The sequence below is a fragment of the Gottfriedia luciferensis genome (genome assembly GCF_001712755.1).
Taxonomy (GTDB): Bacteria; Bacillota; Bacilli; order Bacillales; family Bacillaceae_G; genus Gottfriedia; species Gottfriedia luciferensis_B.
In genome coordinates this window covers 1-18,937 of the sequence record NZ_MDKC01000009.1, presented here as the reverse complement: position 1 = coordinate 18,937, position 18,937 = coordinate 1, and the positions used below count along the sequence as shown (strand labels likewise).

At 34.2% G+C, this 18,937-nt stretch carries 20 protein-coding genes; 13 read left to right on the top strand and 7 right to left on the bottom strand.

What is annotated here, in order from left to right; translation table 11 throughout:
- Positions 1-11 precede the first annotated feature (11 nt).
- The 9 genes from BED47_RS08845 to BED47_RS08805 are packed head-to-tail and all read left to right on the top strand — an operon-like array spanning position 12 to position 7,259.
- Positions 12-551 carry a 3-hydroxyanthranilate 3,4-dioxygenase gene (locus BED47_RS08845; RefSeq protein ID WP_069033373.1) on the top strand — a complete coding sequence of 180 codons (540 nt, stop codon included), beginning with the start codon at positions 12-14 and terminating at the stop codon, positions 549-551.
- Entirely contained in the window at positions 536-1,573 is a 1,038-nt protein-coding gene (locus BED47_RS08840; protein ID WP_175403475.1) for an amidohydrolase family protein, read from the top strand. The genes BED47_RS08845 and BED47_RS08840 overlap by 16 nt, the downstream gene beginning before the upstream one ends.
- Complete coding sequence (locus BED47_RS08835; protein ID WP_069033372.1) at positions 1,542-2,003, top strand: RidA family protein; 462 nt, start codon at positions 1,542-1,544, stop codon at positions 2,001-2,003. Before BED47_RS08840 ends, BED47_RS08835 begins: the two co-directional genes overlap by 32 nt.
- 56 nt (positions 2,004-2,059) lie before the next feature.
- Positions 2,060-3,532, top strand: a complete 1,473-nt coding sequence (locus tag BED47_RS08830) for an aldehyde dehydrogenase (protein WP_069033371.1) — start codon at positions 2,060-2,062, stop codon at positions 3,530-3,532.
- A gap of 23 nt (positions 3,533-3,555) precedes the next feature.
- Complete coding sequence (locus tag BED47_RS08825) at positions 3,556-4,338, top strand: 2-keto-4-pentenoate hydratase (RefSeq protein WP_091021055.1); 783 nt, start codon at positions 3,556-3,558, stop codon at positions 4,336-4,338.
- A gap of 14 nt (positions 4,339-4,352) precedes the next feature.
- The gene (locus BED47_RS08820; RefSeq protein WP_069033370.1) at positions 4,353-5,234 is read left to right on the top strand and encodes an acetaldehyde dehydrogenase (acetylating); all 882 of its coding nucleotides are present in this window, start codon (positions 4,353-4,355) and stop codon (positions 5,232-5,234) included.
- 30 nt (positions 5,235-5,264) lie between these two features.
- Complete coding sequence (gene dmpG / locus BED47_RS08815) at positions 5,265-6,284, top strand: 4-hydroxy-2-oxovalerate aldolase (protein WP_069033369.1); 1,020 nt, start codon at positions 5,265-5,267, stop codon at positions 6,282-6,284.
- A 15-nt stretch (positions 6,285-6,299) separates the two neighbouring features.
- Positions 6,300-7,070 (top strand): 2-keto-4-pentenoate hydratase, encoded by a 771-nt coding sequence (locus tag BED47_RS08810; protein WP_069033368.1) that lies wholly within the window; start codon positions 6,300-6,302, stop codon positions 7,068-7,070.
- Between the two features lie 6 nt (positions 7,071-7,076).
- Positions 7,077-7,259: a tautomerase family protein gene (locus BED47_RS08805; protein ID WP_069033367.1), complete on the top strand. Its 183-nt coding sequence runs from the start codon at positions 7,077-7,079 to the stop codon at positions 7,257-7,259.
- Positions 7,260-7,488: 229 nt separating this feature from the next.
- On the opposite strand, the gene BED47_RS08800 is transcribed toward BED47_RS08805, so the two are convergent.
- On the bottom strand, positions 7,489-8,205 hold the full coding sequence (locus BED47_RS08800; protein WP_069033366.1) for a Crp/Fnr family transcriptional regulator: 717 nt from the start codon (positions 8,203-8,205) through the stop codon (positions 7,489-7,491).
- A 291-nt stretch (positions 8,206-8,496) separates the two neighbouring features.
- Here BED47_RS08800 and moaA point away from each other — a divergent pair, with 291 nt between their 5' ends.
- Positions 8,497-9,504: a GTP 3',8-cyclase MoaA gene (gene moaA, locus BED47_RS08795; protein ID WP_069033365.1), complete on the top strand. Its 1,008-nt coding sequence runs from the start codon at positions 8,497-8,499 to the stop codon at positions 9,502-9,504.
- 687 nt (positions 9,505-10,191) lie between these two features.
- Here the strand turns inward: moaA and hcp are convergent.
- From hcp to BED47_RS08775, 4 genes are all read right to left on the bottom strand, one after another.
- Complete coding sequence (gene hcp / locus BED47_RS08790) at positions 10,192-11,481, bottom strand: hydroxylamine reductase (RefSeq protein WP_069033364.1); 1,290 nt, start codon at positions 11,479-11,481, stop codon at positions 10,192-10,194.
- A 295-nt stretch (positions 11,482-11,776) separates the two neighbouring features.
- The gene (locus BED47_RS08785; protein WP_254664574.1) at positions 11,777-12,856 is read right to left on the bottom strand and encodes a glycerophosphodiester phosphodiesterase; all 1,080 of its coding nucleotides are present in this window, start codon (positions 12,854-12,856) and stop codon (positions 11,777-11,779) included.
- 175 nt (positions 12,857-13,031) lie between these two features.
- Entirely contained in the window at positions 13,032-14,549 is a 1,518-nt protein-coding gene (locus BED47_RS08780) for an MDR family MFS transporter (RefSeq protein ID WP_069033363.1), read from the bottom strand.
- On the bottom strand, positions 14,549-15,025 hold the full coding sequence (locus BED47_RS08775; protein ID WP_069033362.1) for a MarR family winged helix-turn-helix transcriptional regulator: 477 nt from the start codon (positions 15,023-15,025) through the stop codon (positions 14,549-14,551). Before BED47_RS08775 ends, BED47_RS08780 begins: the two co-directional genes overlap by 1 nt.
- Positions 15,026-15,380: 355 nt before the next feature.
- On the opposite strand from BED47_RS08775, the gene BED47_RS08770 reads away from it, so the two are divergent.
- Positions 15,381-15,878, top strand: coding sequence for a GrpB family protein (locus BED47_RS08770; protein WP_069033361.1), 498 nt, complete (start codon positions 15,381-15,383; stop codon positions 15,876-15,878).
- Between the two features lie 28 nt (positions 15,879-15,906).
- Here BED47_RS08770 and BED47_RS08765 read toward each other — a convergent pair whose 3' ends face one another.
- Both BED47_RS08765 and BED47_RS24505 read right to left on the bottom strand, forming a co-directional pair.
- Entirely contained in the window at positions 15,907-16,815 is a 909-nt protein-coding gene (locus tag BED47_RS08765) for an aldo/keto reductase (protein WP_069033360.1), read from the bottom strand.
- Positions 16,816-16,852: 37 nt separating this feature from the next.
- The gene (locus tag BED47_RS24505; protein WP_368072856.1) at positions 16,853-16,990 is read right to left on the bottom strand and encodes a hypothetical protein; all 138 of its coding nucleotides are present in this window, start codon (positions 16,988-16,990) and stop codon (positions 16,853-16,855) included.
- 102 nt (positions 16,991-17,092) lie between these two features.
- Here BED47_RS24505 and BED47_RS08760 point away from each other — a divergent pair, with 102 nt between their 5' ends.
- Positions 17,093-17,638 carry an NUDIX domain-containing protein gene (locus BED47_RS08760; RefSeq protein WP_069033359.1) on the top strand — a complete coding sequence of 182 codons (546 nt, stop codon included), beginning with the start codon at positions 17,093-17,095 and terminating at the stop codon, positions 17,636-17,638.
- Between the two features lie 78 nt (positions 17,639-17,716).
- Positions 17,717-18,403 carry a DUF975 family protein gene (locus tag BED47_RS08755; RefSeq protein WP_069033358.1) on the top strand — a complete coding sequence of 229 codons (687 nt, stop codon included), beginning with the start codon at positions 17,717-17,719 and terminating at the stop codon, positions 18,401-18,403.
- The last annotated feature ends 534 nt before the right edge of the window (positions 18,404-18,937 follow it).

Sequence of the window (18,937 nt, the reverse complement as noted above, 5' to 3'; positions counted from 1 at the left end):
GAGGATTAGAAATGAATCTTAAAAGTCGAGTTTTTAATATTTTCAAATTGATTGAGGATAATAAAGAGCTATTAAAACCACCAGTTAATAATAAAGTTATTTGGGAAGATTCAGAGTATGCTGCAATGATTATTGGAGGTCCAAATAAACGTAGAGACTTCCATATCGATCCTGCAGATGAATTTTTCTATCAAATTAAAGGCAATTGCTATGTTGAGTGTATTACACCGGATGGTAAGCGTGAAGTTGTAACAGTAGGAGAAGGTGAAATTTTTATGCTTCCTTCTTTTGTTCCACATTCACCTCATAGAGTAAAAGATTCATATGGAATTGTGCTTGAACGAAAAAGAGCAGAAGGTGAATTAGAAAGCTTTGTTTGGTTCTGTGATGAGTGTAATGAAGAAATGCATAAAACGACAGTTCAATTAACGGATATTGGTACGCAAGTAAAAGAAGCAATTGAACATTTCAATGCTAGCCTTGAATTAAGAACATGTAAAAACTGTGGTCATGTCATGAAAGAGGAAGCGGATGAATGGGTATGCGTATAGATTTTCATACACACATAATTCCTTTTGATTTACCGAATTTTTTTGAAAAATACGGTCATGAAAGATGGCCTATTTTACAACCGACATGTTCATGCGGTGCCAATATTATGGTTGCTGGAAAAGTATTTAGGGAAGTAACTGATCAAGTTTGGAGTCCTGAAAAGAGAATTGAGGATATGAATAATGAGGATGTAACAATGCAAGTGCTATCGCCAATTCCAGTTACCTTTTCGTATTGGGCACCAGCTTCAGTTGCATTGGAAATGGCTCAGATTCAAAATGATTTCATTGCAAATACAGTGAAAAAAAATCCTTCAAAGTTTATTGGATTAGGGACAGTACCAATGCAGAACGCTGAAATAGCTATTCAAGAAATGGATCGCTGTATTCATACGCTTGGATTAAGTGGACTAGAAATTGGTACAAATGTAAATGGAACAAATTTAGACAGTGATGAGTTTAGTCCATTTTTTGAAATGGCTGAAAAATGGAATGTCCCATTGTTTATTCATCCGTGGGAAACATTAGCGAAGGATCGAACTCCAGATCATAACTTTATGTACACGGTTGGAATGCCGAGCGAAACAGCTTTAGCTGCAGCTAGCTTAACATTTGGCGGAGTGATTGAAAAATATCCGAAATTAAAGATTTGTTTTGCACATGGCGGGGGATCATTCCCATTTATTCTACCTCGATTAGATCAAGGATGGAAGGTATGGCCTCATTTGCGGAAAACGGCCTATCCACCAAGTCATTATGTAAATAATTTCTATTTTGATTCTCTTCACTATGATCCTATTAATATTCAATTTTTAATTAACCGATTTGGTTATGACAAAATTGTGATGGGCTCGGATTATCCTTTCTTATTAAGGGAAACGCCACCCGGAAGAGTGATTAATCAAATGGATATTAATAAAGAAATGAAAGAAGCGATATTAGGCAAAAATGCCCTGAAATTTTTAAATATTAAGGAGGCAGATTTACTTCATGGAAAACAAAGTATTGACTCCAGAAGATAGATTAATAAGTTTAGGTTATGCACTTAAACCAATAAGACCGGCTTCAGGTAATTATGTAAAGTCTGTTCGTACTGGTAATCTACTATTTACATCTGGTCAAGGTGTAGATGAATACCATGGGAAAGTTGGACGAGAGTTAACGCTCGAGGAAGGTTATGCTGCTTCTAGAGAGTCAATGTTAAATTTAATTAGTGTATTAAAGTACGAATTAGGTGAACTTTCGAAAGTAAAACGTATTGTAAAAATATTAGGTTTCGTAAATAGCACAGAAGATTTCTATGATCATCCGAAAGTGATGAATGGAGCTTCTGACCTTTTAGTAGAAGTGTTTGGTGAAAGAGGAAAACATGCTAGGTCTGCTGTTGGGATGGCACAGCTTCCACATAATACAGCGATCGAAATTGAAATGGTAGTAGAAATAGAGGATTGAAAAATTTGGTGGCACTCGTGTCACCTTTTATTCTATTAGAATGGTAGGTGCCTATTATGCAAGTTACAGAGAAGAAAAATAAAACATTACCGATTGATTGTAAGCATTTTATTGATGGACAATATATTCCTTCCTTTAATCAAAAAACATTTTTAAATATTAATCCAGCGACCGAAGAAGTGCTAGGTTCTGTTTCTGAAGGTGGCGAGTTAGAAATTGATCTAGCAGTAAAAGCAGCAAAACGAGCTTTAAAAGGTGAGTGGAAACAATTTACTAGCAATCAAAGAGCGGCAGTATTAAGAAAAATCGGCGACGGAATATTAGCTCGAAAAGAAGAATTAGCGGCGTTAGAGGCAATGGATACTGGAAAGCCATATGATCTTGCTTTAGAAGTTGATATTACTAGATCGGCTCATAATTTTTATTTTTTCGCTGACTATATTACAACGTTAAGCTCTGAGTCTCATATGCAAGATCAAACTGCCTTACATTATACATATCGTAGGCCAGTTGGTGTAGTTGGGATGATTAACCCATGGAATCTACCTTTATTATTATTGACATGGAAGCTTGCACCTTGTTTAGCGGCTGGCAATACAGCAGTTATGAAGCCAGCTGAATGGACACCAATGACAGCTACAGTCTTAGCTGAAATTTGTAAAGATGCAGGCGTACCTGACGGAGTTGTAAATGTCGTACACGGATTTGGTGCAAATGCGGCAGGTTCAGCTTTAACAGAGCACAGAGATGTTGATGCCATCACATTTACTGGTGAAACAAAAACAGGTTCAGCAATTATGAAGGCGGCAGCTCCAACGTTAAAAAAATTATCGTTTGAGCTTGGTGGAAAAAATCCAAACATCATCTTTGCTGATTCAGATTTAGACGAAGTGATTGAAACAACTTTAAAATCATCTTTCATGAATCAGGGAGAAGTTTGTTTATGTGGATCTAGAATTTACGTCCAGAGATCAATCTTTGATGAATTTATTGATAAATTTGTCGCAAAAACAAAGGAATTAAAAATTGGCGATCCATTTGAAGAAGGCACAAAAGTCGGTGCGGTCATTAGTAAAGAACATTATGAAAAAGTGTTATCTTATATCGAGATTGCAAAAGAAGAAGGCGGAACTATTTTAACAGGTGGTAGTAGACCAGCATCAATTGAAAAAGGGTGCTTTATCACACCGACAATCATTACTGGGCTAAGTCGTGATTCTAGATGTGTAAGAGAAGAAATATTTGGTCCCGTCGTAACAGTTATGCCTTTTGATTCGGAAGAAGAAGTGATTGAATGGGCAAATGATACTCATTATGGTTTAGGTGCAACAATTTGGACAAATGATTTACGCAGAGCCCACCGTGTTGCTCATCAAATCGAGGCCGGAATTATTTGGGTAAACACTTGGTATTTAAGAGATTTACGTACACCATTTGGAGGAATGAAGCAAAGCGGTTTAGGTCGTGAAGGTGGAATTCATAGCTTTGAGTTTTATAGTGAATTATCGAATATCACGATTAAATTATAAGAATTAAAAAGGGACGTGAGAAAGTGAAGATTACTAGTGTAGACGAGCTTACGATTCTGCTACAAGAAGCAGAAGAGAGTGGAGTTAGTATAAAAGCTTTAACTGAAGTTTTTCCTGGATTAACTGAAAGGGAAGCCTATCAAATTCAATTAACAAATGTTGAAGAAAAATTGAAAAAAGGGCAGAAAATTATCGGGAAAAAAATTGGATTAACTTCGATTGCCATGCAGGAGTTATTAGGGGTAGATGAGCCAGATTACGGTCACTTACTAACAGATATGAATATTCCTAATTTCGGTGAAGTACAAGTTGCAAATATGATTTTACCAAAAGTAGAAGCTGAAATTGCATTTGTCTTAAAAAAAGACTTAATCGGTCCAAATATTACATTTGAGGATGTAGTAAATGCAACAGATTATATTGTCCCTGCAATTGAGGTAGTTGATAGTAGAATTGAAAATTGGAAGATTCGATTAGAGGATACAGTAGCCGATAACGCTTCATCATGCTTATTTGTTCTTGGCAATGAGCGTTTCGATGTAAAGGAAATTGACTTACCGAATGTTACGATGGAATTATATCGTAACGAAGAATTGATGAATTCAGGTAAGGGAGAAGCAGTGTTAGGAAACCCAATTCATTGTGTAGCATGGTTAGCCAATAAATTAAGCGAATTTGAAATCTCTCTAAATGCAGGAGAAATTATTTTATCAGGAGCTTTATCAGCTGCAATTAATGTAAATGCTGGGGACTTATTTACTGCGAAGTTTCCATTATTAGGTGACGTCTCGATTTCATTTAAATAAATGAGGTGCTATTTATGAATAAATTAAAAGTTGGAATCATTGGTTCGGGGAATATTGGAACAGATTTAATGATGAAATTACAGAATAATCCATTTCTAGAATTAACAGCAATGATCGGAATTGATCCAGAATCTGATGGGTTAAATCGTGCAAAAGAATTAGGAATTGAAGTAATCGATAATGGTATTCAAGGTTTCATTGAACGAAAAGAACTGGCTGATTTATTGTTTGATGCGACTTCTGCAAAAGCTCATTTTCATCATGCAAAAGTACTTGGTGAATTAAAGAAGCGTGTGATCGATTTAACGCCAGCGGCAATTGGGCCATTTGTCGTACCACCTGTCAATTTAGGTTCACATATAGTCGAAAGCAATGTCAATTTAATAACATGTGGTGGGCAAGCAACGATCCCAATCGTTCATGCAGTAGGTCAAATTGCAGAAGTTGAATACGCTGAAATCGTTGCAACAATTAGCTCAAGAAGTGCCGGTCCTGGTACACGTGCTAATATCGATGAGTTTACTGTAACAACGGCTCGAGGACTTGAAGAGATTGGTGGGGCTAAAAAAGGAAAAGCGATCATTATTTTAAATCCTGCAGAACCGCCAATTATGATGAGAGATACAGTTTATTGCAAAGTTACGAATGAAGATTTTAACCATGAAAGCATGATTCAATCCGTTAAGCAAATGGTGAAAAAGGTTCAAGCGTATGTTCCAGGGTACCGTTTAAGAATGGATCCAATTATAGATGGTTCAACTGTAACTGTTTATTTAGAAGTTCAAGGATCAGGGGACTACTTACCAAGCTATGCAGGAAACTTAGATATTATGACTGCATCAGCAGTAAAAGTAGCAGAAGAGATTGCACAATATGAAGTTGTAAAAACCGTTTAAAAAATCGCCTAAAGAAAGTGAGGGAGTGCAATGTTTGGAAAAGAAGTTATTGTAACTGAAGTAGCACTTCGAGATGGAAGTCATGCAATTGCACATTCATATACAGTAGATCAAGTCGTTCGAATTGCGAAGGCTCTTGATGATGCAAAAATGCCTTATATTGAAGTATCACATGGAGATGGTTTAGGTGGTTCTTCACTACAATATGGTTTATCAACAACAAATGAATTTGAATTGATCGAAGCAGCAGTAAATACGTGTAATCATTCAAAGATTGCTGTCTTACTATTACCTGGTATTGGAACAGTAAAAGAATTAAAAACGGCAGCAAAAATCGGAGCAAAAATGGCTCGTATAGCTACCCATGTTACTGAAGCTGATGTTTCGAAACAACATATTACGATGTCTAAAGAGCTTGGATTAGAAACAGTCGGGTTTTTAATGATGTCCCATATGGCACCAACTGAAAAATTAGTTGAACAAGCCAAATTAATGGAAAGTTATGGTGCTGATGTCGTATATATGGTTGACTCAGCAGGGGCGTTTCTTCCACATGAAGTAAAAGAACGTATTGCTGCTTTGCGAGGGTCTCTTGATATTGAAGTAGGATTCCATGCACATAATAATCTTTCTCTAGCGATGGCAAATACACTAGTAGCAATAGAAGAAGGAGCTACTAGAATTGATGGCAGTGTACGATGCTTAGGTGCTGGTGCAGGAAATACACAAACTGAAGTGTTAATTGGGGTATTAGAGCGATTAGGAATCAAGACAGGAATTGATTTCTATAAGATGATGGACTTAGCAGAGGAAATCGTTGCACCGATTCTTCAAACACCACAAGAGATTACAAAAGGGAGTCTAATTTTAGGCTATGCAGGAGTGTATTCTAGTTTTCTATTACATGCCAATCGAGCAGCTAAAAAATGGAATGTTGATGCAAGAGATATCTTAATTGAATTAGGAAAACAAAAAGTAGTCGGTGGGCAAGAGGATATGATTCAAGAAGTTGCTTGTATGTTAGCAAATAAAAAATTGTCTGTTTTTTGAGAGGAGACGGTACTTATGATAACTGAAATTGCAAATAAAATATATATGCACCAAAAAAATGGTTTAGAAATGGATAAAATTACGATTGAACATCCAGAATTAAACGTTAATAATGCTTACGAAATTCAAAAATTAAGCATTGATCATGCGATTAAAAATGGAGATCCATTAATTGGTTGGAAAATGGGACTAACAAGTATTGCTAAACAAAAATCTGTTAATGTTGATGAGCCGATTTATGGACGCTTAACAAAATCGATGGAATTAGAAGAAAATGAATTAAAGATGGAAGGTTCAATCCATCCGAGGGTGGAGCCAGAAATCGCATTTATGATTAATAAACCATTATTTGGACATGATGTAACAGCAAAAGATGTATGGGAAGCAACTGAGTATATTGTACCTGCATTAGAAGTAATCGATAGTCGATATAAGAATTTCTCATTTACACTGACAGATGTAGTGGCAGATAATGCATCTTCATCAAAATTTATCATTGGTAAACAACAATATTCACCTACATATACTTCATGGGATGAAATTAACGTTGAATTATATAAAAATGGTGTAAAAGTACAAAGTGGTGTAAGTTCTGATGTACTAGATCATCCTGTAGAATCTGTCGTAAAGTTAGTGCAGATGCTAAGTAAAAACGGCGAACAAATTGAACCAGGGATGATTATCTTAACGGGCGGTATTACAGAAGCGATCCACGTTGAAGAGGGCGATATTGTAGAAGCACGTTTTGAAGGAATCGAGACAATGTCACTACAAGTAACGAGGTAGTACTTTATGCCAATCATTCAAATTCAACTGATTGAAGGTAGAAGTCCAGATTTAAAAAAACAATTAATGAGAGAAATAAATGAAGTTGTTTGTCGTACATTGGATGTTCAGCCAGCGCAGGTAAGAATTTTAATAAACGAATTCGAAAAAGCAAATTGGTCCGTTGGAGGAGTTGCAAAGGATGAGTAAAAAAGTCCCTTTTTTAAGGGGCTTTTTTCTTGTTGGGAATTTAAGGAGGGGATTTTTTGATTATACAAGTGGGATCTATGGTGGATCAATCTATTTTAAAAATAATTTAAGCAATAAAAAATAAAATAACCTTAACTATTTAGTGCCTAGGTTAAGGTTACTTATTTTTTAATAATATTAAGTAAAGGCAAGTTCAATCAGCTTAATACTTTAATAGTCTTATAGAGAACTAATCTATGTTACATACATCCTTTGGGCAGTTATCACAGCCTATTTCATTTTTAAGAAATTGTAAGTCTTTGATAATAATTTTTCCATCAGGAGAATAACTAATAACATTTTTTTTCTTTAAATCACTTAACATCCGATTGACACTTTCTCTTGTAGCAGCACAAAACTTAGCTAATTCTTGATTGGTAAGATGAATATTAAGAAGAATTCCGTTTTCTATTAATTCCCCGTATGAGTTCGATATACGAATAAGCGTGGAGTAAAGTGCGCCTTTTTTACCATTTAACACTAAGTCTCGAATCTTAGATTGATTTTTTCTAAGGTGAGTAGAAATCCATTTCATAAATTCAAATGTCAATGGAGCATGGTTAATTAGTTCTTTCTCCAATAGATCTTTAGGAATGACCTGTACTTCTGCTGCTTCTAAAGTATAAGCGCTAAGCATATAATTTGCATTTTCTGAAAAAAGAGTCAATTCTCCAATTAAATCATCTTTTTGACAAATGCGAAGATTTAATTCATCACCATATAGAGTCACCTTACTTATTTGGATAATTCCTGATTTAATTAGATACAATTCTTTAGCATCTTCTCCTTCTTGAAATAAGAAGGTGCCTTTTTTTACTGAACGTGTTGATCCGATTGACTGTAATAAGGAAGCCAAATCTTTAGAAACGATTGAAAGGTCACTTTTTCTATTATTATTTTTTTCCATCAAAGTATCTCCGCCCCGTTATAATTGAACACTAATGTTTTTATGTATATATCCAGAAAACAAGTATTTTAGGTATTACATTTATTATTATAATACCATGCTATTGAATAGCATAGAACTCTAAGGAGATAGAATATGAAAAGATTGACGTTGAAGCGGGATAAACTTTATGTGGCAAATTGATAAGTTACTCGGCCATCAAGGACAAGGTTGTGACATACATCATACGGCGAAATAATTTTGTGTGCTAATCTAAACTAAAAACCGTACAAAAGAAGGGGTGAGAAAAAAATGACGAATATTTTCGATACCCGCAATCGACCATTACGAGATTTAAGAATTTCTGTAACAGACCGTTGTAACTTTAGATGCAGCTATTGTATGCCTAAAGAGATATTTGGAGTTGACTATCCCTTTATGAGTAAAGATGAAATCCTATCCTTTGAGGAAATTGTTCGATTAGCAAAATTGTTTGCAAAAATAGGTGTGGAAAAGATTCGTTTAACAGGAGGGGAACCTCTTTTAAGAAAAGATCTACCAATACTGGTTAAACGTCTTTCAAAAATTGAAGGAATTAAATATGTGACTTTAACAACAAATGGTGTATTTTTGGCAAAAAACGCCAAAGCGCTAAAAGAAGCCGGAATTTGCCGCGTAAATGTAAGCTTAGATTCTCTGGAAGATAAAGTTTTCATGAAGATAAATAATATGAATATGAGCGTTTCCACAGTTTTAAACGGAATTTTTGCAGCTAGGGAAGCAGGGCTAGAAGTCAAAGTAAATATGGTAGTAAAGAAAGGTCTAAATGATACGGAAGTATTACCTATGGTCCGTTTTTTAAAAGAAAAAAATATTACATTACGATTTATAGAGTATATGGATGTAGGGTGTACAAATGGATGGAATTTTAAAGACGTTATCTCAAAGAAGCAATTATTTGATATGATCCAAGAACAATATCAGTTGGAGCCTATAGAGCAAGATTATATTGGTGAGGTAGCAAAACGATATCGATATAAAGGAACGAATACTGAAGTAGGATTTATCTCATCCGTTACAGAAACCTTCTGCGGTTCATGTACGAGAGCCCGACTATCTACAAATGGAAAGCTATACACCTGCCTATTCGCTTCAGAAGGCTATGACTTAAGTGAGTTATTGCGTTCTGGAGTTTCGGATAAGTACATATTAGCAACAATACAATCAATATGGGAAAAACGAGATGAAAGATACTCCGAGATCCGAACAGAAGAAAGTCATAAAAATCGTAAAATTGAAATGTCTTATATTGGTGGATAAAAATTCAACTATTTTTTAATAGTTGTTTTTTATTGTCCCTTAAATCATCTTTTCGTAAGAGGATGACCGAAAACATTCAGCATTAATTGGATATTGGTTTGAAACAAACATAATAAAAAAACTTCTCATTTTATGAGAAGTCAGAGTGTTGAAAAGTATTGTGGTCAATATAAAAAATACGAACAATAAATGATGTTCGATGAAATTGTAATATTTTTAAATATGATCTATCTATCGTCTCTTACCTGAAAGACAATTGATTGATAATATATTTTTTAACTAACTTGCAAAAATTTAACATAGTTAACGTCATTATTAAACAAATATCTTTTTGGGGATCATTATTTATATGATTTGTAAGTCGTGGATTATCTATCACTTACAATTAGATTAATAAAGGGAAATTCATTCGTTTAATAGACTAATCTATTGATTTTAAGATTATTTTTTTTTATTAAGAAGTTGATTGGAACGGAAGGGTGCTCGACTCCTATGGGATAAGCGGGAAGGCTGAGACCCCACAGGCTTGCCGAGGAGGCTAAAGAATCTCGCCCCATGGAAAGCGAGCACACTGTAGTGGAAATCATACCACACAACTTATTTATCAGTGATAAAATTAATTGACAACTTCCTTTTTCAACAGAAAGAACTTCTCATTGAAGAGAAGTTCCTTGTTCATTCAGGCTATTATCCTTGTAATATTGTTTCCAAATCGTCTTGAGCATTTGTAATTAATTTTAAACCAAATGTATCAACTAATACATTCAATACTCCCTCATTGATAAAGTCAGGTGCTTTTGGTCCAATTCGAATATCTTGGATTCCAAGGCTAAATAACCCTAATAATATGGCCACGGCTTTTTGCTCGAACCAAGAAAGTATAATACTTACTGGCAATTCATTGACACTACAATTAAAACTTTCTGCTAATGCAGCCGCAATTTTAATTGTTGAAACTGAATTATTGCATTGCCCTAAATCTATAAATCTAGGAATATTTGTACCATATACAGTACCGTAGTCTACATCATTAAAGCGAAATTTACCGCAAGATGTTGTTAAAACCACTGTATCATTCGGTAAAGAAGTTACAAGTTCACGATAATATTCTCCACCTTTTCCTGGGGCATCACAACCTGCTACAACAAAGAAGCGTTGAATTTTCCCGTTTTTTACAGCTTCTACAATTTCAGGCGCAATCGATAAAACTGTTTCATGATGATATCCAGTAGTCATTACTTCTTCTGATTCGATATTTGCTGCTGGTAGTTCTAAAGCACGTTGAATTAATGGTGAAAAATCTTCCTCTATAATCTTTGTTACTCCTTCTAATCCCGCCACTTCATATGAGAAGAAGCGATCTGCATAACTACCTTTTATTGGCATCACACAGTTCGTGGTTGCTAAAATTGCTCCTGGGAATTTTTCAAATAAACGACGTTGATCAAACCATGCTTTTCCAATGTTACCCTTTAAATGTGGATATTTTTTCAATTCAGGATAACCGTGAGCTGGTAGCATTTCAGAGTGAGTGTAAATATTTATCCCTTTACCTTCTGTTTGTTTTAACAATTCTTCTAATGCAAATAAATTGTGACCAGTAACAACAATGCATTTTCCTTCAATTTTATTAGAAGAAACTTGTACAGGTTCAGGAATTCCAAAATGTTTTATATGAGCTTCATCTAAAAGCTCCATTACACGAATTGCAGCTTTACCTACCTTCATAGCCATATCTATGTGTTCTTGTAAATTAAAATTTGAATTTGTTAAAGTCATATAAAGAGCTTCATGTGTTACTTGGTCCACAAATGGATCAGTATACCCTAATTGAGCTGCATGTGTTCGATAAGCTGCAATTCCCTTTAACCCATAAACCATCGTATCTTGTAAACTTGCAATTGTTTCATCTTTTCCACATACACCTACAATTTTACAACCACCAACCGGAGTTTGTTCACATTGGTTACAAAACATCCTTCATCCCCCTAACAATTTTTACTAACTTCATTATAAGGGGGGGAATAATCATTGTTTGTGACTTAAATCACATGAAATCTCTAAACTAAAAAATAAATTTTTTCAAAAAAAAGGATATAAAATTAAAATTCATAGAAAACAAATAGAGAGTAGGAAATATATTTATCTTCTAATAAAAAAAGGTGCCTAAATAGACACCCTTTTTTCAAAAATCAATATTTAAATTTAACAAAGCAATAATTTTAAAAAATTATATAATGAGAGAATAAAAGACTGAAATTAAATTTATGAATTACTTTGCAGAGTAGCTTTTAGGTAACTTAAAATGATTCTGATTCATCACATCACGTAGTCGGTCAGGGTAATCGGTTATGATTCCATCAACACCATCATCAATAAGCTTTTGCATAGTTGGTTGGTCATCAACTGTCCATGGAATGACCTTCATCCCGTACTGATGAGCTTCTTCAACCATACTTTTAGTAATATAAGGCGTGTAGTTCGCATCAGTAATTTTGCCATCCTGTGGGAACCCATGGACTGGAGATATTGCATCTACACCTAATGAATGAGCCGCAGTAACAAGATTTCCATTAAAATCATCAATATCGATTCCACCTAACCAAGGTGATTTACCAGGTTTGCCAGGTTGTAGAAATTCTGGTCCGTTCGTTAGCGCAACAAGAGGCAATCGTGGTTCAACTTCATGCATAAGTTTGAGCGAACCCCAGTCAAAGCTTTGAATTGACACTTGGTTCAACATCCCAGCTTCACGTACTTGTTTGGCAACGATTTGAACGAATTCCTCGCGAGGAGCTGTTTGTTCTGGTGCTCCAGCTTCAACTTTCGTTTCGATATTCATCCACACTTTTTTAGCTTTATATTTCTTTACAAGATCAAATACCTCGGTTAATAGTGGCATACTAGCACCAGGACTTAGTTGCTGACCAGGGAATTGGGGTAGACCTTTTGAACCACAATCGAGGGTTCTTACTTGAGTAAGCGTTAAATCTTTTATGTATTTTCCAACGTATGGGTACTCCGAATCACCAACGAACGCTGGTTTCGTGTCAGAGCATTTTGTACCTGTAATCTTACGGTCGTGCGTAATAACAGCTTGATGATCCTCTGTTATTTGTACGTCAAGCTCAAGTGTACTTACGCCTAGTTCAAGTGCATGAGAGAATGAAGCTAAAGTTGACTCAACTGTAAGCCCTAGTCCTCCACGGTGTGCTTGAAGGTCAAATCCTTTTGGACCAAATGGCTTAAACGTATTCTGATTCGCAGTAGTTGTTTGTGCTGAAACTTGGCTAACTCCTGAATATACCAATAGTGATGTCATTGCTGTTAAAATTAACTTTTTCCCATTCAATTTTAATCATCTCCTCATATAAATCTATTACTCTATAAGAATAGATGACGAATTTAAAGTTCAAATGATTAAAATAATAAAAAAAAGTAAATAAATGTTGAAAAATGTAAAAATAATTAGTTTTTCAGATGAAAAAATAAGCCAAATCCATCTTAGATCGGATTTGGCTTTATTTTTATTGAGCTTTTTTCGCTCTATTTTCTTTTACTTCAAAGGTTAACTTTTCTTTACCCATTAAGATAATCGCGATAAAACCTAAAGTAATCGGAATTAGTGTCCATTTAAAAGTAGTCGCAACAGAATGGGCCATTGCTTCCGAGATTTTATGAAGTACTTCAGGTGGAATTTTAGCTCTTGCATCAGCGGATAATAATGCACGTGAATCAACTTTTCCGCCAAATGCACCTAAATTACCAAGTAAATCACTTACTTTGTTTTTAAATACGTGGTTTTGAATTGTACCAAAAATAGTAACACCAATTGTCATACCTAATGTTCTAAAGAAAGTATTTGTTGATGTAGCGATGCCTCGTTTTTGAGGTTCAATTTTGTGTTGAGTTGCCATGCTTAAAAGTGAGAATGAGCAACCCATTCCAAGACCAGCGATAATCATGTAAAACGTTACGGTTGATCGAGCTGTGTTAGTGTCTAATGTGCTTAATAAATACATTCCAATAAAGAATAAAACAACTGAAACTAACATAATGCTTCTATAACTAAATTTACGTACCGATTGTCCTGCTACCTGACTACCTACAACAGAACCAAGCATCATCGGAATAAGAATGATACCAGAATTTGTAGCTGTACCACCGTAAACTGATTGAACAAAAAGTGGGATTAATACAGTCGTAATAATAAAAGCAGAACCGTAGAAAAATGCAACACCTTGAGTTGCCGCAAATAGCTGCTTTTTAAATAAGCTAAATGAAATAATTGGCTCTTCAACTTTTCTTTCAATTAGAATAAATGCGATAAACAATACTGCAAAGATTGCAAATAAGGAAATAATTGGACCAGAATTCCAATCGTATTCATTTCCACCAAGTTCAAGTGCAAACATTAAACTGACAACAGAGCCGACAAGTGTAATTGCACCAAACCAGTCGATTTTAAGTTTTCTAAGGTGTAGATTTTCTTTATAAAACTGAGAAATTAAATATAAAGAAATAATACCTAAAGGTAAGTTGATATAGAAAATCCAACGCCAATCAATTTGATCAGTAATATATGCTCCTAAAAGTGGTCCAAATACACTAGAAAGACCAAAAACTGCACCAAATAAACCAGTCATTTTTCCTCGTTTTTCAGGTGGGAAAATATCGAAAATAATAGTAAATGCAATTGGCATTAGTGAGCCTCCACCAATTCCTTGAATCGCACGATAAACACTTAATTGAACAATACTATTTGCTGTTCCACATAATGCAGAACCAATTAAGAAAATGATAAGTCCTAATAAATAAAATCGTTTACGTCCATACATATCTGATAACTTACCAAATATCGGCATACTTGCCATAGTAGCAACCAAATATGCAGAGGTTACCCAAATGAATTGATCTAAACCACCTAGTTCTCCAACAATTGTCGGCATCGAAGCTGAAACAATTGTATTATCCATAGCTGCCATTAGCATTCCTAATAATAGACCTGCTACGACAAAGCCAACCTTGCTGTCTTTTGAAACCATTAAGTTTCCCCCTTATTTAATGCTTTAGTCTCTTTTGGAATCAATTCATTTATATCATTCCAAAATTTAAATAATAATGTTAACTCTTTGTCATCATACTGATTAAAAATATTAGAAAGAGAGTCAGATAATGGTTTAAAAAGCTCTGATAATTCATCATCACGTTCATATACAGGTTTAATTATTACTCGTCTACGGTCATTCGGATCTTGAATACGTTCAACAAAGTTGACTTTTTCAAGTCGATCAATAACGCCTGTTATAGCACCAGTAGAAAGATGTGTTAATTGAGATAACTTTCCAGCTGTAATCGGACCAGTATGGCAAAGTAACTCTCGACATCGTAAATCAGTCGCATTTAAATGAAGGTTTGAGGCAAGCCCTTCGTTAAAAAGAACGATAGAAGTGCTAAATTTTCTAAATTCCATTATTAGAGATGGAATAAATTCACTTCGAATGATTGGGTTTTCTGACATTTCATTCTCTCCTTAAAATATAGGAAGTACTAAAAAGTTAACGTAACTAAATATCTTAGTAACTAAAATAATTATAATTCAAAGGAACCAATTAAAGAAGAAATTGTGAGTATTTTAACCAAAATTTAATTTAGTATTAAATTATGATTTTTGAACATTTTTTAAGTATGACAAAGGAAAAAGGGATTAGGTTATATAATTTGAAATAGCTTAATTCTAGGGATTGGGAGATAGGTAAAAAGTCATCAAATCTTTTTTTATGCGCTTACTTCACTAATTAATTTTTTCAATAATTAAGTGTCCTTTAACGAATGCTATAAAAGGAAGTAAATGAAAAAAGTGTAGGTGGAAACAGATGAATAAGAATATTGAAATTGTACCTTATCGTACTTCCTGGGAAGATGATTTTCAGTCTGAAAAAAAGGCAATTGATCTATTATTACCGGAGAAAGCAGCGATTTATCATATAGGGAGTACTTCAATTCCGAATATGTTTGCGATGCCAATCATTGACTTAATGATCGTAGTCAAATGCTTAAAAAAGTTTGATGAGTATAGTGATGTTCTAAAAACAATAGGGTACGAACAATTGGGGGACCAATCTAATCAAGACAGAAGATTTTTTATCAAATGTGATGATAATTGTAGTTTTCATATTCAAGTATACGCAAAAGGAAATGCTGCTGTTGAACGAAATATTGCATTTAGGGAGTATATGATTGCGCATACTGATCAAGCAATGGAATATATTAAATTAAAAAAAGAACTTGCTGAAAACAAATCAGAATATAAAAGAGGACGAAAAGAATTTTTAGATGAAATCGATAGAAAAGCAAGTAGATGGAAGAAATAACACTCCTTCCAGGGAAGGAAGGAGTGGCTTAACGATGTTCTTCATATTTCGTAAGAAGTGAAATTTCTTTTATTTGGGCGATTTGTTGTGAATTTAATGGTTTTGCAAAGTAAGCGTTAATATTATCTAGTAATTGTTCTTTATTTCTAGCTCCAACAGCTAATGATGAAACTGCTTTATGAGAAAGAACATATTGTAAAGCTAAGCTATGTAAGGATTGTTTCTCATCGAGAAGCCCGAGAAGCTTGTGGATTGTATCATTACATTCTTGTTCTGAATAAGACATATAGCCCTTGTTAGATAGTTTCTTTTCCCATTTACTAGTTAATAGCCCTTTTGCCACGGAACCACGTGCAATGACAGAAATAGTATGTTTTTCGAAAAGCGGAAAAAATTCTTCAGGCCTACGCTCTAGTACATTATATTGCATCATAACACCTTGTATAGATGAATGATTTACAAATCGATTAATAACATTCGGACGAATTGAAGAAATTCCATAATGGCGAATTAAGCCTTCTTTTATTAGTTCATCAAAAGTAAAAATAGTTTCTTCATATTGATCCTCGATAGTCCCACCGTGAAGTTGATAATAATCGATATAATCTGTATTTAGCCTGCGTAAACTGTCTTTTACAGCTTCTTTAATATATGCTCTCGATGGATCCCAATCCCATTTATCATTTGAATTATTCCAACGGTTTCCGACTTTCGTTGCAATAACGACTTGATCTCTACGACCTTTTAAAGCTTTTCCAACGATTTCTTCATTTTTACCAAAATCATATAAATCAGCAGTATCAAAGTAATTGATGCCAGCATCGATTGCGGCATGAATAGTCGAAATCGCCTCATTTTCTTCTGTCCCAAGAGACATACATCCTAAACCAATTTCGGATATTTCTAATAAAGTAGAACCAAGCTTACGTTTTTTCATATAAATCCCTCCAAATTTAATTGTAGGGAAAAGAGTATTATTTTACAACATAGAGAAGCTTGCCATTTGAGTTTTGAATCCATTCTTGAACGGTTTTATATTGCATACTAATAACTTCGAGGGTTTTTAAAATTTCTGTTTTGGAGCCCACGAGGACAACAGAATTTTCCGTCATACACATTTTCATCAGACTACCTCATTTCAGAAAGTATTTAAATGAAATAAATGATAAAATGTATGTGACAACCATATTAAATAGAACAAGGTGATGAAAAAAATGAAAAAATTTGAAGAAAAAACACTAGCAGAAGAAAAAGTATTCACAGGAAGAGTTATATCTCTTTATCATCAAAAGGTAGAATTACCGAATGGAAATACCAGTACGCGTGAAATCGTAAAGCATCCTGGCGCCGTGGCTGTTATTCCAATTACAAATGAAGGAAAAATTGTTTTTGTTGAGCAGTACCGAAAAGCGCTAGAACGAAGTCTTCTAGAAATTCCAGCAGGAAAACTAGAAAAAGGCGAAGAGCCACTTGTAACAGCTAAACGAGAGTTAGAAGAAGAGACAGGATATGAAGCAGCAAATTGGGAGCATATCCAATCTTTTTATACTTCACCGGGGTTTGCAGATGAGTACATACATATATATGTAGCAAAAGGTTTAAAGAAATTAGAAAATAGTGCTGCGTTAGACGAAGATGAATTTGTTGAAATGTTTGAGTTAACATTAGATGAGTGTCTAGAGGAACTAAAAAAAGGTTCAATCCATGATGCAAAAACATGTTTTGCAGTCCAATATTTACAATTATTACAAAAAAATTAAAATAAAATTAAAAATAAATCTCAAAATATGGTAATAAACATGTTAAAATAAAGTGACATTTTTTGAGAGGATGAGTAGATGAGAATTTCGTCAATTAAAAAAACAGCTAAAAGTCATTTATCCGGTAATTGGGGAAAAGCGATTTTAACGTTAGTAATTTTTGGTATTTTAGAAGGACTTATTTATATGTTACTTAATGCACCAGTAGATAAGCATTACACTGGAACTTTATTTCCAAGTTCAAAACAACAAGAACTAATTCCAGGTGGGGTACTTACAGTAATTGAAGTTATATCTGCGATCATAAATACATTACTAGGTTATGGATTACTTGTTTACTTTTTAAAGTTGATTCGTGATGAGGAAAAAAGCATATCGGACTTATTTTACTATTTTAAAAGTGGTCATCAATTTATAAGAGGAATAATAGTTGGGTTTTTAGTAACTTTATTTACAGTATTATGGACGCTTTTATTAATCATTCCTGGTATTATCAAATCGATTGCTTATTCACAAGTTGGCTATATTTTAAAAGATTATCCAGAAATGAATGCCCTTGATGCCATTACATTAAGTAGAAGAATGATGGATGGGTATAAATGGAAATACTTTTTATTAGTACTTTCATTCATCGGTTGGGGTCTATTAGTCATCATCACTTTTGGGCTTGCATTGTTTTATGTAGCACCATACTTTTATACTACTCAGGCTCAATTCTATGCAGAAGTAAAAGAAGCCTACGAAGAAAAAAAGGAAACAATTTAAAAATCTTAAGACTAAAGACGTTAATTTTTTTAACGTCTTTTCTGTGTGTTGAAATATAAAATGGTCAATAAGGAAAACGGAGATTAAATGAACAGTTAATTAAAGATGAAATTAGCATTTTCTGGATGACTATTAATGGTTTTAAATATTAATCTGTTTGAGTAATTTCATGATTCTAATAGCACTAGTAATGGCATTTTCAGAAGTTTAAAATATTATGAACTAATTTTAAGAAAAACAAATTGAATTGATTAGTTTAATTAATGTTCCATTTTTATTGACCTAGAAGATACTTAATTTACAACAGTTAAGATACTCTAAGTAAAGGCTATTTGATTAAGGTCTATTGCAGACTTTTTTTGATGAAAAAGTTGATTGGAACGGAAGGGTGCTCGACTCCTATGGGATAAGCGGGAAGGCTGAGACCCCGCAGGCTTGCCGAGGAGGCTCAGGTCTCGCCCCATGGAAAGCGAGCATCCTGTAGTGGAAATCAACATCACTCTACTCCTTTTACGAAAATTTGGTAATTTAATT

Excerpts from the sequence above, each read along its gene's own strand:
- hcp (WP_069033364.1), bottom strand. The coding sequence starts at position 11,481 with ATGTTTTGTAACCAATGTGAACAAACTCCGGTTGGTGGTTGTAAAATT.
- BED47_RS08775 (WP_069033362.1), bottom strand. The coding sequence starts at position 15,025 with ATGTCAGAAAACCCAATCATTCGAAGTGAATTTATTCCATCTCTAATA.
- BED47_RS24505 (WP_368072856.1), bottom strand. The coding sequence starts at position 16,990 with ATGACGGAAAATTCTGTTGTCCTCGTGGGCTCCAAAACAGAAATTTTA.
- BED47_RS08810 (WP_069033368.1), top strand. The coding sequence starts at position 6,300 with ATGATAACTGAAATTGCAAATAAAATATATATGCACCAAAAAAATGGT.
- BED47_RS08780 (WP_069033363.1), bottom strand. The coding sequence starts at position 14,549 with ATGGTTTCAAAAGACAGCAAGGTTGGCTTTGTCGTAGCAGGTCTATTA.
- BED47_RS08800 (WP_069033366.1), bottom strand. The coding sequence starts at position 8,205 with ATGGAAAAAAATAATAATAGAAAAAGTGACCTTTCAATCGTTTCTAAA.
- BED47_RS08755 (WP_069033358.1), top strand. The coding sequence starts at position 17,717 with ATGAGAATTTCGTCAATTAAAAAAACAGCTAAAAGTCATTTATCCGGT.
- dmpG (WP_069033369.1), top strand. The coding sequence starts at position 5,265 with ATGTTTGGAAAAGAAGTTATTGTAACTGAAGTAGCACTTCGAGATGGA.
- BED47_RS08820 (WP_069033370.1), top strand. The coding sequence starts at position 4,353 with ATGAATAAATTAAAAGTTGGAATCATTGGTTCGGGGAATATTGGAACA.
- BED47_RS08835 (WP_069033372.1), top strand. The coding sequence starts at position 1,542 with ATGGAAAACAAAGTATTGACTCCAGAAGATAGATTAATAAGTTTAGGT.
- moaA (WP_069033365.1), top strand. The coding sequence starts at position 8,497 with ATGACGAATATTTTCGATACCCGCAATCGACCATTACGAGATTTAAGA.
- BED47_RS08760 (WP_069033359.1), top strand. The coding sequence starts at position 17,093 with ATGAAAAAATTTGAAGAAAAAACACTAGCAGAAGAAAAAGTATTCACA.
- BED47_RS08840 (WP_175403475.1), top strand. The coding sequence starts at position 536 with ATGGGTATGCGTATAGATTTTCATACACACATAATTCCTTTTGATTTA.
- BED47_RS08805 (WP_069033367.1), top strand. The coding sequence starts at position 7,077 with ATGCCAATCATTCAAATTCAACTGATTGAAGGTAGAAGTCCAGATTTA.
- BED47_RS08770 (WP_069033361.1), top strand. The coding sequence starts at position 15,381 with ATGAATAAGAATATTGAAATTGTACCTTATCGTACTTCCTGGGAAGAT.
- BED47_RS08845 (WP_069033373.1), top strand. The coding sequence starts at position 12 with ATGAATCTTAAAAGTCGAGTTTTTAATATTTTCAAATTGATTGAGGAT.
- BED47_RS08765 (WP_069033360.1), bottom strand. The coding sequence starts at position 16,815 with ATGAAAAAACGTAAGCTTGGTTCTACTTTATTAGAAATATCCGAAATT.
- BED47_RS08830 (WP_069033371.1), top strand. The coding sequence starts at position 2,060 with ATGCAAGTTACAGAGAAGAAAAATAAAACATTACCGATTGATTGTAAG.